Genomic DNA, 15,549 nt, shown 5'->3' with positions numbered 1-15,549 from the left:
ATCGGCGACGCGAGTCGCACACGAGAAGGAGTGGATGATGGACGCGAAGACTGGTTCGATGGGCGGTGGATGCCCGTTTCATGGCGATGGCGGCGTGCGCGCGCTGCTGGGGCGCACCAACAAGGACTGGTGGCCCGATGCACTCGACCTGCACATCCTGACGCAAGGCGGGCAGTCGCCCGATCCGATGGGCGAGGATTTCGATTATTGCGAAGCGTTCAATGCGCTCGACTACGCGTCGCTGAAGGCAGACCTCCACGCGCTGATGACCGACAGCCAGCCGTGGTGGCCGGCGGATTACGGCCATTACGGCCCGTTCTTCATCCGCATGGCATGGCACGCGGCGGGCACCTATCGCACCGGCGACGGACGCGGCGGCGCTTCCAGCGGCCAGCAGCGCTTCGCCCCGCTCAATTCCTGGCCCGACAACGGCAACCTCGACAAGGCGCGCCGTCTGCTGTGGCCGATCAAGCAGAAATACGGCAAGCACATCAGCTGGGCGGACCTGTTCATCCTCACCGGCAATGTCGCGATCGAGAGCATGGGCGGGCCCGTGTTCGGCTTCGGCGGCGGCCGCAAGGACGTCTACGAGCCGGAGAACGACATCTATTGGGGCTCGGAAGAAGAGTGGGTCGACCAGGGCGTCGAGACGCGCATCATTCCCGATGAGGGCAAGGCGCTCGAAAACCCGCTCGCCGCGATCCAGATGGGGCTGATCTACGTCAATCCCGAAGGCCCCGGCGGCAATCCCGATCCGCTGCAATCGGCGCGCGACATGCGCGAGACCTTCGCCCGCATGGCGATGAACGACGAGGAGACCGTAGCGCTGACCGCAGGCGGCCACGCCTTCGGCAAGTGCCACGGCGCGGTGCCCGCCGACCAGCTGAGCGGATCGCCCGAGAGCGAGGCATTGCAGCTGATGGGCTTCGGCTGGGCGACCGATGCCGAGCAGATCGAGAAGGGCCATATCACCACCTCCGGCCTCGAAGGGGCGTGGACGCCCAACCCGACGCAGTGGGGCGGCGATTATTTCCGCCTGCTGTTCAAATACGACTACGAGCTGGTGAAGAGCCCGGCGGGTGCGCAGCAATGGCAGCCGGTGAACCCGGACCCGGAAGACATGGCGCCCGATGCGCGCGATCCGTCCAAAAAGGTGCCGACCATGATGACCACCGCCGACATGGCGCTGAAGATGGACCCGGATTATCGCAAGATATCCGAACGCTTCCGCGACGATCAGGCCGCGCTCGACGATGCCTTCGCGCGTGCATGGTTCAAGCTCTGCCACCGCGATATGGGGCCCAAGGTCCGCTATCTCGGCCCGGATGTGCCGTCGGAAGACCTGATCTGGCAGGACCCGGTTCCTACGGGTCGCGTGGCGTCCGACACCGCAGTCGACATCTTCAAGGACAAGGTGCTGCGCAGCGACCTCAGCGTGCGCGAACTCGTGAAGGCGGCGTGGGCTTCGGCTTCGACCTACCGCAAGAGCGACCATCGCGGGGGCGCCAACGGCGCGCATATCCGGATGGAGCCGATGAAGAGCTGGGCGGTCAACGATCCCGAGGAACTCGGCAAGGTCCTCGCCAAGCTGGACGAGCTGCGCGACGACATCTCGATGGCCGATGCGATCGTGATTGCCGGTTCGGCGGCGGTCGAGAAGGCGGCGAAGGATGCCGGGTTCGACATCAAGGTTCCCGTCACCACCGGGCGCGGAGATGCCAGCGAGGAGCAGACCGATGCGGAGAGCTTCGAGCCGATGGAGCCCTTCGCCGATGGCTTCCGCAACTACCTCAAGACCAAGGCGAGCGTGAAGACCGAAGATCTGCTGATCGACCGGGCCAGCCTTCTGGGCCTCTCGATCCCCGAGATGGTCGTTCTGGTCGGCGGGATGCGCGCGCTGGGCGCGGTGAGCGAGCATGCCAAGCACGGCCATTCGATCGGCGTGCTGACCGACCGGCCGGGCCAGCTGACCAACGACTTCTTCGTGAACCTGCTCGACATGGGCACGAAGTGGGCAACGGTCGACGAGAGCGGCGACGAGGAATTCGTCGGCACCGACCGCGCCTCGGGCGAGGAGAAGTGGCACGCGACGCGCACCGATCTCGTCTTCGGCTCCAACTCGCAGCTGCGCGCGGTGGCAGAGGTCTATGCCGAGAACGGCAACGAGGAGAAGTTCGTGAAGGACTTCGTCGCCGCCTGGACCAAGGTGATGGACGCAGACCGGTTCGATCTGACCTACGCCAAGTACCACTGATGGCGTACCACTGACCGGCACGGCATAGCGCCGCAGACAAGGAAGGCCCCCGGCAGCAATGTCGGGGGCCTTTTGTGTGTGCGGGAAAAGCGAAAACGGTGATCGTTTCTTTGCCGCAGCAATAGCGGAACAGGACCGCGCGCCGCGCGCTATCCCCCTGTTACTCCAAAAAGAAAGCTGCGCGCCATGGCCAAGACCGTTCCCCCCACCACCACCGATGCCGGTATCCGCGTCCAGAGCGACGAGCATTCGCTGACGATCAGCCCCGACGGCCCGATCGTCCTGAACGATCACTACCTGATCGAGCAGATGGCCAACTTCAATCGGGAGCGGATTCCCGAACGCCAGCCGCACGCCAAGGGTTCGGGCGCGTTCGGCACGTGGAAGACCACGGCGGATGTCTCGAAATATACCAAGGCCAAGATCTTCCAGCCGGGCGCGGAATGCGAGGTTGCGATGCGCTTCTCCACCGTGGCGGGTGAGCGCGGCAGCCCCGATACCTGGCGCGATCCGCGCGGCTTCTCAGTCAAATATTATACCGAGGATGGCAATTTCGACATGGTCGGCAACAACACGCCGATCTTCTTCATCCGCGACCCGCTAAAATTCCAGCACTTCATCCGCAGCCAGAAGCGCCGCGCCGACAACGGCCTGCGCGATCACGACATGATGTGGGATTTCTGGACGCTGTCGCCGGAGAGCGCGCACCAGGTCACCTACCTGATGGGCGATCGCGGCGTGCCGAAGAACTGGCGCGAGATGAACGGCTATTCCAGCCACACCTACATGCTGATCAACGAGGACGGCGAAAAGTTCTGGGTCAAGTTCCACTTCCACACCAATGTCGGTGACGAGAGCGGCAACGCCCACCTGACGCAGGACGAGGCAGTCAAGAAGGCAGGCGAGGACAGCGACTATCACCGCCGCGACCTGTTCGACGCGATTGCCGAGGGCAATTTCCCGAGCTGGACGCTCAAATGGCAGATCATGCCGTTCGAGGATGCCAAGACCTATCGCATCAACCCGTTCGACCTGACCAAGACCTGGCCGCACGAGGATTATCCGCTGATCGAGGTCGGCACGCTGACGCTCAACGAAAACCCGGTCGACTGGGATACGCAGATCGAACAGCTCGCGTTCGAGCCGAACAACATGGTGCCCGGCATCGGCCTGTCGCCGGACAAGATGCTGCTGGCGCGCGGCTTCTCCTATTCGGATGCGCACCGCGCGCGTCTGGGCGTCAATTACAAGCAGATCCCGGTCAACGCGGCGAAGAATGCGGAGGTAAACTCCTACAGCCGGGCCGGGCACATGCGGACGCAGAACGCGGTCGATCCGGTCTATGCGCCCAATTCCTACGGCGGCCCCGCCGCGCAGCCGCAGGTTGGCGGCGAGGCGACATGGTATGCCGATGGCGACATGGTGCGGCAGGCCTATACCCTGCGCGAGGATGACGACGACTGGTCGCAGGCCCGCGCATTGGTGAACGACGTGATGGACGACGAACAGCGCGACCGCTTCGTCTCCAACGTCTCCGGCCACCTCGCCGATGGCGTGAGCGAGAAGGTGCTCGTACGTGCCTTCGAATACTGGAAGAACGTCGACAAGACGATCGGCCAGCGGATCGAGGACAAGGTCCGCGAAATGATCGGCGGCAAGTCCACCGCGCCGGGCATGGCGAGCGCGGAATCGATCAAGCAGAGTCAGGGTGCACAATAGGGCCTGATGGTCGATGTCGGTGGGCGAGCGCAAAATCGCCCATCGACATGGCTGCCAAGCCTGTTAATGCGAGCCCTTCGCAAAAAGGAAGGCATATTATGCGCACACTGAAGTTCCTCGTCCCCGTCGCCGCATCCGCACTGGCGCTTGCCGCGTGCTCGGAAGCTCCCGAAGCGACCACCGATGAAACCGCCGCGACCGATACCGCGACGCCCGATGCCGATGCGGTCGAATCGCCCGACGCCGCCTCCACCGTCCTCAACGCCAATGACGCGACCGAGAGCGAACTCGCCGCTGTCGACGGCGTTTCGCCCGAACTCGCGGCCGCGATCGTCGCCGGCCAGCCCTATGCCAGCGTCACCGATCTCGACGCCAAGCTCAAGGAAACGCTGAGCGAGGACGAAGCCAAGGCGGTGCTGGTCAACGTGTTCGTGCCGATCAACCTCAACTCCGCCAGCGAAGAGGAAATCCGCCTCGTTCCCGGCATGACCGACAAGATGGTCCACGAGTTCGAGGAATACCGCCCCTACGCCGACATGGGCGTGTTCGATCGCGAGATCGGCAAATATGTCGACGAAGCGGAAGTCGCGCGCTTCCGCCAGTACGTCACGCTTTGACGCTGGCGCTGGCTGCGCGTTTCTGACGCCATTGCAGCCAGACCCTGACGATCTCGATCGCCGCCAATATCGCGATGTTGATATAGGCGGTGGTCGGATCGAAGGCGGATAGCGCCCAGTGCACGAACACCAGCACCGCGGCGGGATAGACCAGCCGGTGCAGCGTCTTCCATGAGCGCTTGAGCATCCGCATCGAGACATCGTTGGACGTGATCGCCAGCGGCAGGAACAGCGCCAGCGCGACCCATCCGGCGAGGACGTAAGGCGTCGACGCCTCATCCAAGATGATCGCGGGATCGCTCTTGCGCCACAGGTAGATGATCGTGTGCCCGGCGGCATAGGCGAAGCTCGCCACGCCGAGATCGCGCCGTTTGCGCATCAGATACTGGACGAACCGGTTGCGACGGAATGCCAGCCGCAGGGGCGTCACCGCGAGGGTGACCATCAGCAGCCACGCCGCCCAGTCTCCGCTATCGCCGATGATGTGTCCGTATCCATAGGCATCGGGCGTGAACCACCACCGCCCGAGCATCCACGCGCCCGGCAGAGCGAGGATCAGGCACAGTAGCGGGCGTGAGCGGAGCAGGCTCATCAGCGACCTCTCCTCAGAACAATGTACAGCGCACCCTCGCCCCCGTGGCGGCGGTGTGCGGAGCGCACCGCGGCGATCGAGCCGCCATGTTCGCTCGCCGCGAGCCAGTCGAGGATCTTGGCGCGGATCGCACCGCGCCGCTCGCCCCGGTCGGCGGCGTCCCCGCCGCGCGGCTTGCCGGTGACCACCAGCACGGTGCGCGCATCCATGCTGCGCGCCTGCGCCATCCCGTCCATCAGCCGGTCATAGGCGCGCTCCAGCCCGTGGCCGTGAAGGTCGAGGCTGACATCGGGCACGATCTCGCCCGCCTTCAGGCGGCGGTCCCAATGGGAATCGAGATTACCGGGTGGGTTGCGGCCGGAACGCCTTGCGGACGGCGCGGGCGCGATCGCCTTTGGCGGCCTGGCCGACTGTTTGGGCAGCGGGGCAGGCGAAGGGGCTGGGGGAACGGGTACTGCGCGGACTACGGGAGTGGGGCGAATCGGATCGACCGTCGCCGCCAGCGCCGCCCAGGCAGCCGCCTCTTCGGCAGACAATCCGCGCGGCGCGTGTCTCATCGCCCGGTCAGGCGCGCGACGGTCCCCTTGGGCAGGAGCACCAGCGCAGTGCCGCGCGCGCTCATTCCGCCGGCAATCTCGCGTGCGTCGCCGCCATTGCCCCAGAAGGTGTCGAACCGGTTCGGGCCTTTGATCGCGCCGCCGGTATCCTGGGCCACCCACATGCCGGAGGCGACCGGGCGGTCCATCTCCAGCACCACGGGCGCGCCGTAGGGGACGAAGCGCGGATCGACCGCGACGCTGTTCTGCCGCGTGACCGGCACGCCGAGCGAGCCGAGCGGGCCGGAGGTGTCGAGCTCACGGAAGAAGATCCAGCTTTCGTTCTCGCGCATCAGCGCGCGGCCTTCCTCCGGGTTGTCGCGGATGTACTGGACGATGCCCTGCATCGATCCGGGGTACTGGCCCGGCCCGTCGCCCAGCAGCCCGCGCTCGCGCATCAGCCCGCCGATCCCGGTATAGCCGCGCCCGTTCTGCCCCGCATAACCGATCCGCATCCGGCTGCCGTCGGGCAGGCGCAGCAGGCCCGAACCCTGGATCTGGAGGAAGAACATCTCGACCGGGTCGGCCGCCCACGCGATTTCGAGGCCGCGCCCGGCGAGCGCGCCATCCTCTATCTCTGCGCGGGTGTAGTAGGGCACGAAAGCGCCCGTGTCGTCGTAGCGGCCAAGCGGCGGGCGCCCCTCGCGCTCGCTTTCGGGCATGTCGGCGGGCCATGCGCGCACCAGATCTTCGGGCAGGCGGTAGACGGGCACGTCGTAGCCTGCGCGGCGCGTACGGCTGCCGAGGATCTCGGGCTCGAAATAGCCGGTTGCGAAGGCGGTGCCGTCGCCGATCCGGGCGGTTTCGAAGAAGGTTTCGAAGAAAGTCAGCGCGTCACCATCCCACCGCAGCGCGGCGGTGCAGACCGGCAGCCAGTCTTCGGGCCGGGTCAGACCGCTCGCGTCGGCCTTCTCGGACGGCCAGTTGCAGCTGGAGCGGAATGCGGTGAGCGCGGCGGAGGCATCGGCCGCGTCGAGGCGGAGCGAACGGAACGCAGGCCCCGGCGCGACTCCGGCAGCCACCGCGCTCTCGAAAGCGGGCGGCGCGGGCTTGTCGATCGGCGGGAAAGGCGGCTTGTCGGCACCCGGCCCGACGCAGCTTGAGAGAGCGACCAGCGCCGCGAGCGGCCATATCCACTTGAACATCGCGCTCTCCCCCCGGCGTTATGGATCGGGCCGGGCCGCGCGTGCGCCCCGGGCCCCCAAGTCTCAGCCCTAGCCTCAGCCTTCGTCGGTTTCGACCAGCTGCCAGTCCGGCGTGCGCGAGTCGACGCGGCGGGCAAACGTCCAGATGTCGCGGCTCTCGATCGCATCGTCGAGCGATCCGGCGACCATGTTGCCATCGCGGTCGTGGGTGACGGCAGCGATATCGGCCACAAAGCGCACCGTGATGCGCGCTTCCTTGCGCTCCAGCTCGGCATCGCGGATTGTCGCATCCTCGATCCGGATCAGCCGGTTTTCCATCGTTTCGCCCGCTTCCTCGCGCGCGTCGATCGCCTGGGCGAAGCCCTGATAGACCGAGTCGTCGCACAGATCGCGCAGGGTTTCCTTGTCGCCCTTCCAGTAGGCTTCCAGGATCATGCCATAGGCACCCTTCGCCCCTTCGAGGAAGCTGGTGATGTCAAACCCGCGATCCGCCGCGATGATCGACTGCACGCCGCGTTCCACCACCGGCAGCACGTCGGGCTTGGCTTCCTGCTCGGTCACCGCGCGCGGCGGGGCCTGCGTGGTCTGCGGCGATGCGGGCATTCCAGGCTTGTCCTTCGCATCGAAGCGATGCGGCACGGGCTCTTCCTCATGCTCGGCCCGGCGGCCGAGAACCGAATAGAGCCGCAGCCCCAGAAAGACTGCGATCATGGCGAGAATGACGATTTCGTAGATCACTGAATGGGGTACCTGATCCTGCGGGCCTTTGTGGCCGACCGCAAAGCCGACCGAGCCCTGTATTCGTGTAATGGGCCTTCAATCCCACACATAGGGCGCGATATCAAATGCACAACGGCTGCCTAAGTATCCCGCTGCGGCGGTTCGTGCCCGTTGCGGGGCGGGAAAGCGGCTGCTAGGCGGCGTGTCACCGACCACGCGGGCGCAAGGTCAAGCTGCCGCCCGGGTATCCCAACCTTTCGAAAGAGTGCTCTTCCATGGCCGACGAAGGCGACGTTCTGACCGATCTCAACACCCCGTCCAGCGGCAATGGCGCGGACAACCGCCCCACTGCGGGCTTCATCACGCAGTATATCAAGGATCTCTCGGTCGAGAATCCGAATTCTCCGGCCAGCTTCCAGTGGCAGGACGCGCCGCAGATCGACCTGCAGTTCAACATCGGCGCGAACCCGGTGAACGACGAGATCAGCGAAGTCGAACTGAAGATCAACGCGACCGCCAATTGCGAAAACGGGCAGCTTTACGTGATCGAGCTGGTCTATGCCGGCCTCGTCGGCGTGCGCAACATGCCCGAAGACCAGATGCACATGTTCCTGTTCGCAGAAGCGCCGCGCATCCTGTTCCCCTTCGCCCGCCGCGTGGTCGCCGACGCAACCCGCGATCTGGGCTTCCAGCCGCTGATGGTCGATCCGATCGACTTCAACGGGCTGTACCTGCAGCGCCTTCAGGAACGGCAGGCGGAAGACGCCGCTGCGGGCGGCGCGGCACCGGGCGGCAACGCCTGACCACCGCCCGGCAGGGGGGCCAGTAGGGAGGCGGGCGGATGAGCCTGCTCAGGAATGTCGGGACGATCGGCGGGCTGACGCTGGTCAGTCGCTTTGCCGGGCTCGCGCGGGAGATGATCTTCTCCCGCGTGCTCGGTGCCAATGCCGTCACCGACGCCTGGTTTCAGGCGTTCATCATCCCCAACGTCTTCCGCCGCATGTTCGCGGAAGGGGCGTTTTCGGCCGCCTTCGTGCCGATGTTCTCCAAGCGATTGCATGGAGACGGCGGGATCGAGGAAGCGCGCAGCTTCTCCAATGATGTGCTGAGCGTGTTCCTGCCGGTGCTGATCGCGGTCTGCGCGGTCATGATGCTGGCGATGCCGCTGGTCATTCGCCTGCTCGGCGATGGCGATTCCTCGCCCGCCGACTTCGCGATGGAGGTCGACTTCGCGCGGATCATGTTCCCCTACATCGCGCTGGTCAGCATGGTGACGCTGTTCACCGGAATGCTCAATTCGGTCAGCCGCTTCGCGCCCGGGGCAAGCTTTCCGATCATCCTCAACCTGGTCCTGATCGCGAACCTGCTGATCGGCGATCATGCCATTTCGCAATGGGGCTGGACCACGCGTCAGGTGGGCTACACCCAGGCCTGGGCGGTGACGGTGGGCGGTGCGATCCAGCTCGCCTGGCTCTATTACTGGACCCGGGTGGAGGGCTTCCGGCCCAGGCTGCTGTGGCCGCGTATCACGCCCGAGGTAAAACGCCTGTCGATCATCGCGTTTCCCGCAGCGATCGGCGGCGGCGCGTACCAGATCAACACGCTGGTCCAGCTCTACTTCCTCAACCAGCTCGACAGCGGCTCGATCAGCTACATGAATTACGCCGACCGGCTGAACCAGCTGCCGCTGGGGATCATCGGCATCGCCCTGTCGACCGCGATCCTGCCCACATTGTCCAAGTTCGTCGGCGCGAAGAATCGGGCGGGGACCGATCGCATCCAGTCCGATGCGATCGAGCTCGCCATGCTGCTGACGATCCCCGCAGCCGTCGCCCTCGCCATCTGTGCCGAACCCTTCGTCACGATGATCTTCCAGGGCGGCCGCTTCAGCCTCGAACAGGCGGCGCTGACCGGCAATGTGCTCGCCGCGCTGGTCCTCGGCCTGCCCGCATACGTTCTGGTGAAGGTGCTGGTGCCCAATTTCTATGCCCGGTCGGACACGCGCACGCCGGTCTACGCCGCGTTCATCTCGCTGGTCGTGTTCGCGGCGATGAACGTCGCGACGATCGGCCGGTTCGGTGTGGTCGGAGTCGCCTTTGCCAGCGTGATCGGCGCTTGGATCAATGTCGGCTATCTCTATGTGGTGCTGGTCAGGCGCGACTATTACCGCATCCCGTTGAAGCTGGTCGGGCGGATCGCGCGCCAGCTGGTTGCCGCCGCGGCGATGGGCGCTGCCCTGTGGTTCACGCGCGACCTGCTGACCGGGTGGTACGATGCGGGCCTGTTCGCGCGGGCGGGCGCGCTCGCCGCGCTCGTCGTCTGCGCGGGCGCAGTCTATTTCGGGATCGCCTTCGCGATCGGCGCGATCGACCGCCAGCGCATCACCACGCTGACCCGCAAGACCCCGGTGCCCGCAAGCGACGGGCCGGACGATGTTGCCGAATAGACTGCGTGTGATAAGGCTCGCCGCCATGGACCGGATTGCTCAGCCAGTGAACACTGCACCGCGCCGCTTTGCAACGCGCGGGCGGGCGGCCTGGCGATGGCTGGGTCAGCTTTGATCTGACCGCCGGGGGCCAACCCGGCACCAAGCCATTATCCGTTCGATTTTCGAAAGATCTCTCATCATGCGCGTAGTTTCGGGCATCCAGCCCACCGGCAACCTTCACCTCGGCAATTATCTCGGCGCGATCCGCAACTGGGTGCGGATGCAGGACGAGATGGACGCGGACAGCGAATGCCTGTTCTTCCTCGCCGATCTGCATGCGATCTCGATGTCGCACGAACCCGCCGAACTGCGCCGCGCGACGCTGGAAATGGCCGCCGCGCTGGTGGCCTGCGGGATCGATCCCGATCGCTCGATCCTGTTCAACCAGGCGCAGGTGCCCCAGCACGCAGAGCTGCAATGGCTGCTCAACGGCACCGCGCGGATGGGCTGGCTGAACCGGATGACGCAGTGGAAGGACAAGGCGGGCAAGAACCGCGAAGGCGCCAGCGTCGCGCTGTTCACCTACCCGGTGCTGCAGGCCGCCGACGTGCTAGTCCACCAGGCGACCCACGTGCCCGTGGGCGACGACCAGAAGCAGCATCTGGAGCTGGCACGCGACATCGCGCAGAAGTTCAACAACGACTTCTGCACCGAAGACGCCCCGCTGTTCACCCTGCCCGAACCGATCACTCCGCCCGATGCGGCGCGGATCATGAGCCTGCGCGACGGCAGCAAGAAGATGTCCAAATCCGACCCTTCGGACATGAGCCGGATCAACCTGTCCGACGATCCGGACGAGGTGATGAAGAAGGTCAAGAAGGCCAAGACCGATCCCGAGCCGCTGCCTTCCGAGCGCGACGGGCTCGAAGGCCGCGCAGAAGCGCTCAACCTCGTGACGATCTACGCCGCGCTGACCGACCGGAGCGTGGATGACGTGCTGGCCGAACATGGCGGGCAGGGCTTCGGCGCGTTCAAGCCCGCGCTGGGCGAGGTGCTGATCGAAACGCTGCGGCCGATCTCGGCACGGTTCAACCAGCTGCTCGAAGATCGCGAGGCGCTCGATGCGATCCTCGCACGCGGCGCAGCCAAGGCGCGCGACCGCGCTGCGCCCACGCTGGCTGCGACCTACGAAGCGCTCGGACTGGTCCGTGGCTGATCGCAGATCCCGCTAAGTCGAGGAAAGTTAAGGACTTCAAGAGGTTAAAGCAGCGTTCAGGGGAACCTGTCTAGGACGTGAATCGTAATGTCATGCGGGGGGCATCCCCACGGAGTGCCTCCCCTCACCCAGGGGCACTTGCCATGATCAAACCACGTTTTCTCGCTGCCGTCGGCGCGCTGGGCATTCTCGGTGCCGGGCTGACCGCTTGTGCAACCGGCTTCCAGGCCGACGTCTCCCGCTTCCAGGCGCAGCTGCCTGCGCCGCAAGGCCAGACCTTCGCGGTGGTCGCGGACGATCCCTCGCTCGCCGGCGGGATCGAGTTCGGCCAGTATGCGGAGCTGGTAAGCGGTGAGATGGCGCGGCTGGGCTACGTCCCCGGCACGCCCGCCAATGCCGACCTGATCGTGCGGTTCGACTACGATGTCGATAACGGGCGCGAACGGGTCCGCTCGACCGGGACCGGCTTCCGCGATCCCTTCTACGATCCCTGGTATCGTTACCGTGCCGGGGCCTTCGTCCCGCGCGGCTACTGGGGCTACGGCTACTACGACCCGTGGCTCTCCAGCAGCAGCCGGATCGACAGCTACACCGTCTATACCAGCGAGATCGACCTCGACATCGACGACCGGCGGACCGGTGAGCGGCTGTTCGAAGGCACGGCCAAGGCCGTTTCGCCCAGCGACAACCTGCAATATCTGGTGCCCAATCTGGTCGACGCGATGTTCACCGGCTTCCCCGGCAATTCGGGCGAAACCGTGCGCATCTCGATCAAGCCGGAAGAACGGTAAGACCGGGCAGAAATGCGAAACAGGAAAGGGCGGGCCGCATGGTCCGCCTTTTTCGTATCAGAGCGTGGCGTGCCCACCGGTCGAGCCGAAGCCGCCTGCCCCGCGCTGCGTCTCATCCAGATCGTCCACCTCGGCAAATGCCGCGCGGGTAACGGGGGCGAGCACCAGCTGCGCCACGCGGTCGCCGCGGCGGATCGCGAAGCTCTCGTCGCCGTGGTTGATCAGCAGCACCTTGAGCTCGCCGCGATAGTCCGAATCGATCGTGCCCGGCGCATTGGGCACGGAGATGCCGTGCTTGAAGGCGAGGCCGGAGCGCGGACGCACCTGAATCTCGTACCCCTTCGGAATAGCCACCGCGAAGCCCGTGGCGACGGCATGGCGCGCGCCGGGAGCGAGATCGACATCCTCTGCCGCGCACACGTCCATCCCCGCCGCGCCATCTGTGGCGTAGACGGGCAGCGGCAGGCCTTCGCCATGCGGCAGGCGCTTGATCGCCACGCCAACCGTATCAGTCATTATCGTTCTCCAGCGCCAGCGCGATCCGTTCGACCAGCCGCATGGCCACCTCTTCCTTGGGCATTTGCGGCCAGTCCTCGACGCCGTCTTCGGTGACGAGGTGGATGGTGTTGTGCGCCCCGCCCATCACGCTGTGCCCGACACCGCCCGACACATCATTGGCGACGATCCAGTCGGCCTTCTTGCGCGCGCGCTTGGCCTGCGCGTTCTCGACCACATCGTCGGTCTCCGCAGCGAAGCCGATCAGCAGGCCGGGGCGGGCGTCCGAAGCGCCCAGCGTGGCGAGGATATCGGGGTTCTCGGCCAGCTCCAACGCGGGCGGAGCGTCGCCGCGCTTCTTCATCTTGCTCCCGGCGACATCGCGCGTGCGCCAGTCGGCGACGGCGGCGGCCATGATCGCGATATCGGCGGGCAGGCTTTCGCGCACCGCAGCCGCCATGTCACGCGCGGTCTGCACGTCGACGCGGGTGACACCGGGCGGCGTCGCCAGCTCCACCGGACCCGCGACCAGCGTAACCCGCGCGCCTGCCGCAGCGGCAGCGGCGGCAATCGCGAAGCCCTGTTTCCCGCTGGAGCGGTTGGCGATGTAGCGCACCGGATCGATCGGCTCGTGCGTCGGCCCGGCGGTCACCAGCACGTGGCGGCCCGCCAGCGGTGCCCCGTCGAAATGGTAGAAAGCGCCGCGATCCTCTTCGCGCGCAGCCGCAGCCGCGCCGCCTTTCTCTGCCAGCAGCGTGTCCGGCTGCGGCGACGCCTTCCGCCCCCCCCGCGGAATCAGCGATGCGATCAGTCCGCCGAGGCCGCCATGAGGCTCGCGCTCGCGCGTCTCGGTGCCGGTACCCTGCCCCGCCCAGCTGGCGATCGCATTCCAGATCGCGGGCGGTTCGGGCAGGCGCCCTGCGCCGTATTCGCCGCAGGCCATCGGCCCCTCGTCGGGATCGAGCACGATCACGCCCGCCTCTCGCAGCCGCGCGACATTGGCCTGCACTGCGGCGTGGCTCCACATGCGCACGTTCATCGCGGGCACCGCCATCACCGGCTTGTCCGTCGCGAGCAGCAGCGTGGTCGCCAGATCGTCCGCAATACCCGCCGCCATCTTGGCCAGCATGTTCGCGGTCGCAGGGCACACCACCACCAGATCCGCCTCGCGGCTGAGCTGGATATGGCCCATCTCGACTTCGTTCTTCAGGTCCCAGAGTGTCGTGTGGACAGGGTTTTCGGAAAGCGCGGCTAGCGTCATCGGGGTGACGAAATGCGCGCCCCCCTCGGTCAGCACGCAGGTGACGCTGCCACCGTTCTTGCGGATCAGGCGGATCAGCTCGCACGACTTGTAGGCCGCGATCCCGCCGCCGATCACCAGCAGCACCTTGATGCCGCTCGGCGCCGCCATCAGCCGATCACCCCCAAAGCGAACAGACCCGCCATCAGGCCCGCGCCACCCAGCACCAGCGCCGCCTGGCCGAGCCAGCCCGGGCCACTGCTTTCACGCGCGCGCCGATCCCACATCAGCTCGATCTCGGGCAACGGAGCGGGCTCGGGCGCGCCGCCCTTGGGCGGGTATTTCTCCTCGAGCCGGCGAACCAGCCCCGGGATCCGCTGCAGCGTGTCGAAATCCTCGCGCAGGCGCTCGGCAATCGCAGCCTCGGGGCCCAGCTCGTCGCGAATCCAGCTGCGCACGAAGGGCGCGGAGACATCCCACATGTTGATCTTGGGATTGAGCTGCGTGGCGATGCCTTCGACCATCACCATCGTCTTTTGCAGCAGCAGCAGGTGCGGCTGGGTCTGCATGTCGAAATCGCGGGTGATGGCGAACAGCCCGTCGAGCATCTGGCCGACCGACAGCTCGCTCACCGGCTTGCCGCGCATCGGTTCGCCCACCGCGCGCAGCGCCGTGGCGAATTCGCCGACCGAGTGGTGGCTGGGCACATATTGCGCCTCGAAATGGATTTCGGCGACGCGGCGGTAATTGCCCGTTGTCAGGCCGTAGAGGATTTCCGCCAGCCATTGCCGCGCGCGCCGGTCGATCCGGCCCATGATCCCGAAATCGATCGCGGCGATCGTGCCGTCGGGCTCCACGAACAGGTTCCCCTGGTGCATGTCGGCATGGAAATAGCCGTAGCTGATCGCCTGCGTGAGGAAGGCGAGGACCAGCCGCTCGGCCAGCTGCTCCAGATCGTGCCCGGCAGCGACCAGCCCTTCCCGGTCGCTCATCTTGATGCCGTCGATCCACTCGATCGTCATCACGCGGCCATTGGTCCGGTCCCAGTCGACCGCGGGGATGCGATAGCCGGCAAAGCCCTTCATCGCCTCGGCCAGCTCGCTCGCCGCCGCAGCCTCGCGCCGCAGGTCGAGCTCGGTATTGGTCCAGCGCTTGAAGTTGGCGATGGTCAGCGCGGGCCGCAGGCGCGCGGCCTCGCCGCCCATCGCCTCGACATGCGCGGCGGCCCATTCATAGGTCGCGATGTCGCGGGCGAACTGCTCACGGATGCCCGGGCGCAGCATCTTGACCGCGACCTGCCGCCCATCGGTAGTGATGGCGCGGTGGACCTGCGCGATCGACGCCGCGCCGACCGGCTTGGGGTCGATCTCCGCAAACAGCGCGTCGACCGGCTGCGCAAAGGTCGATTCGATCACCGGGCGCAGGCTCTCGAACGGGACCGGCGGCAGGTTGTCCTGCAAGGATAGAAGGTTGAGCGCCGCCTCGTCCCCGACCAGATCGGGCCTTGTGGCGAGCGACTGGCCCAGCTTGATCGCCGCCGGACCGATCGCGCGGAATGCGCCCGCATAATCGGGAGTCGCGGGCTGGCGGGTGCCGAACCGGGCGAGCCTGACCAGACGCTTGACCGGGGCGGGCGTGTTGGGATCGCTCTCGATCCCGCGCAGCGCGCCGTGACGCGCGGCGGTCCGCCCCCATTTCAGCAGGCGCCAGATATGGCGAGACGGGCGTGTCACGCG

At 66.3% G+C, this 15,549-nt stretch carries 14 protein-coding genes; 7 read left to right on the top strand and 7 right to left on the bottom strand.

Features of this window, described 5'->3' with window-relative positions; translation table 11 throughout:
* The first annotated feature begins 37 nt into the window (after positions 1-37).
* From katG to K7H93_RS08570, 3 genes are all read left to right on the top strand, one after another.
* Entirely contained in the window at positions 38-2,254 is a 2,217-nt protein-coding gene (katG, locus tag K7H93_RS08580; RefSeq protein WP_230783279.1) for a catalase/peroxidase HPI, read from the top strand.
* 186 nt (positions 2,255-2,440) lie between these two features.
* Positions 2,441-3,973 carry a catalase gene (locus tag K7H93_RS08575; RefSeq protein WP_230783278.1) on the top strand — a complete coding sequence of 511 codons (1,533 nt, stop codon included), beginning with the start codon at positions 2,441-2,443 and terminating at the stop codon, positions 3,971-3,973.
* Positions 3,974-4,071: 98 nt separating this feature from the next.
* Positions 4,072-4,590, top strand: coding sequence for a helix-hairpin-helix domain-containing protein (locus K7H93_RS08570; protein ID WP_054525254.1), 519 nt, complete (start codon positions 4,072-4,074; stop codon positions 4,588-4,590).
* On the opposite strand, the gene K7H93_RS08565 is transcribed toward K7H93_RS08570, so the two are convergent.
* The 4 genes from K7H93_RS08565 to K7H93_RS08550 form a co-directional block, all read right to left on the bottom strand.
* Positions 4,580-5,182, bottom strand: a complete 603-nt coding sequence (locus tag K7H93_RS08565; RefSeq protein ID WP_230783277.1) for a protein-methionine-sulfoxide reductase heme-binding subunit MsrQ — start codon at positions 5,180-5,182, stop codon at positions 4,580-4,582. The two genes, K7H93_RS08570 and K7H93_RS08565, sit on opposite strands and share 11 nt — an antisense overlap.
* Positions 5,182-5,739, bottom strand: coding sequence for a Smr/MutS family protein (locus tag K7H93_RS08560; RefSeq protein ID WP_230783276.1), 558 nt, complete (start codon positions 5,737-5,739; stop codon positions 5,182-5,184). Before K7H93_RS08560 ends, K7H93_RS08565 begins: the two co-directional genes overlap by 1 nt.
* Positions 5,736-6,923, bottom strand: coding sequence for a murein transglycosylase A (mltA, locus tag K7H93_RS08555; RefSeq protein ID WP_230783275.1), 1,188 nt, complete (start codon positions 6,921-6,923; stop codon positions 5,736-5,738). The genes K7H93_RS08560 and mltA overlap by 4 nt, the downstream gene beginning before the upstream one ends.
* A gap of 75 nt (positions 6,924-6,998) precedes the next feature.
* A complete protein-coding gene (locus tag K7H93_RS08550) occupies positions 6,999-7,661 on the bottom strand; it encodes a Tim44/TimA family putative adaptor protein (RefSeq protein WP_064305660.1) in 663 nt (220 codons plus the stop codon).
* A gap of 257 nt (positions 7,662-7,918) precedes the next feature.
* Between K7H93_RS08550 and secB the strand changes: the two genes are divergently transcribed.
* The 4 genes from secB (at position 7,919) to K7H93_RS08530 (ending at position 12,078) form a co-directional block, all read left to right on the top strand.
* Entirely contained in the window at positions 7,919-8,446 is a 528-nt protein-coding gene (secB, locus tag K7H93_RS08545; RefSeq protein ID WP_230783274.1) for a protein-export chaperone SecB, read from the top strand.
* A 38-nt stretch (positions 8,447-8,484) separates the two neighbouring features.
* The gene (gene murJ, locus K7H93_RS08540) at positions 8,485-10,089 is read left to right on the top strand and encodes a murein biosynthesis integral membrane protein MurJ (RefSeq protein WP_230783273.1); all 1,605 of its coding nucleotides are present in this window, start codon (positions 8,485-8,487) and stop codon (positions 10,087-10,089) included.
* A 181-nt stretch (positions 10,090-10,270) separates the two neighbouring features.
* The gene (trpS, locus tag K7H93_RS08535; RefSeq protein WP_230783272.1) at positions 10,271-11,287 is read left to right on the top strand and encodes a tryptophan--tRNA ligase; all 1,017 of its coding nucleotides are present in this window, start codon (positions 10,271-10,273) and stop codon (positions 11,285-11,287) included.
* A gap of 143 nt (positions 11,288-11,430) precedes the next feature.
* Positions 11,431-12,078, top strand: a complete 648-nt coding sequence (locus K7H93_RS08530; RefSeq protein ID WP_230783271.1) for a DUF4136 domain-containing protein — start codon at positions 11,431-11,433, stop codon at positions 12,076-12,078.
* Positions 12,079-12,135: 57 nt separating this feature from the next.
* Here the strand turns inward: K7H93_RS08530 and dut are convergent, their stop codons facing one another.
* The 3 genes from dut to ubiB are packed head-to-tail and all read right to left on the bottom strand — an operon-like array spanning position 12,136 to position 15,546.
* The gene (dut, locus tag K7H93_RS08525; protein ID WP_230783270.1) at positions 12,136-12,594 is read right to left on the bottom strand and encodes a dUTP diphosphatase; all 459 of its coding nucleotides are present in this window, start codon (positions 12,592-12,594) and stop codon (positions 12,136-12,138) included.
* Positions 12,587-13,984, bottom strand: a complete 1,398-nt coding sequence (locus K7H93_RS08520) for a bifunctional phosphopantothenoylcysteine decarboxylase/phosphopantothenate synthase (RefSeq protein ID WP_230783269.1) — start codon at positions 13,982-13,984, stop codon at positions 12,587-12,589. Before K7H93_RS08520 ends, dut begins: the two co-directional genes overlap by 8 nt.
* Positions 13,984-15,546: a 2-polyprenylphenol 6-hydroxylase gene (ubiB, locus tag K7H93_RS08515; RefSeq protein ID WP_230783268.1), complete on the bottom strand. Its 1,563-nt coding sequence runs from the start codon at positions 15,544-15,546 to the stop codon at positions 13,984-13,986. Before ubiB ends, K7H93_RS08520 begins: the two co-directional genes overlap by 1 nt.
* Positions 15,547-15,549: the final 3 nt, after the last annotated feature.

The sequence above is a fragment of the Citromicrobium bathyomarinum genome (assembly GCF_021021475.1).
Classification (GTDB): Bacteria; Pseudomonadota; Alphaproteobacteria; order Sphingomonadales; family Sphingomonadaceae; genus Alteriqipengyuania; species Alteriqipengyuania bathyomarina.
Note: the sequence above shows the minus strand (reverse complement) of the source record. Positions and strands in the feature narration are given on the sequence as shown.

Coding starts and splice junctions, on each gene's coding strand:
- katG (WP_230783279.1), top strand. CDS start 38: ATGGACGCGAAGACTGGTTCGATGGGCGGTGGATGCCCGTTTCATGGC.
- K7H93_RS08575 (WP_230783278.1), top strand. CDS start 2,441: ATGGCCAAGACCGTTCCCCCCACCACCACCGATGCCGGTATCCGCGTC.
- K7H93_RS08570 (WP_054525254.1), top strand. CDS start 4,072: ATGCGCACACTGAAGTTCCTCGTCCCCGTCGCCGCATCCGCACTGGCG.
- K7H93_RS08565 (WP_230783277.1), bottom strand. CDS start 5,182: ATGAGCCTGCTCCGCTCACGCCCGCTACTGTGCCTGATCCTCGCTCTG.
- K7H93_RS08560 (WP_230783276.1), bottom strand. CDS start 5,739: ATGAGACACGCGCCGCGCGGATTGTCTGCCGAAGAGGCGGCTGCCTGG.
- mltA (WP_230783275.1), bottom strand. CDS start 6,923: ATGTTCAAGTGGATATGGCCGCTCGCGGCGCTGGTCGCTCTCTCAAGC.
- secB (WP_230783274.1), top strand. CDS start 7,919: ATGGCCGACGAAGGCGACGTTCTGACCGATCTCAACACCCCGTCCAGC.
- murJ (WP_230783273.1), top strand. CDS start 8,485: ATGAGCCTGCTCAGGAATGTCGGGACGATCGGCGGGCTGACGCTGGTC.
- trpS (WP_230783272.1), top strand. CDS start 10,271: ATGCGCGTAGTTTCGGGCATCCAGCCCACCGGCAACCTTCACCTCGGC.
- K7H93_RS08530 (WP_230783271.1), top strand. CDS start 11,431: ATGATCAAACCACGTTTTCTCGCTGCCGTCGGCGCGCTGGGCATTCTC.
- dut (WP_230783270.1), bottom strand. CDS start 12,594: ATGACTGATACGGTTGGCGTGGCGATCAAGCGCCTGCCGCATGGCGAA.
- K7H93_RS08520 (WP_230783269.1), bottom strand. CDS start 13,984: ATGGCGGCGCCGAGCGGCATCAAGGTGCTGCTGGTGATCGGCGGCGGG.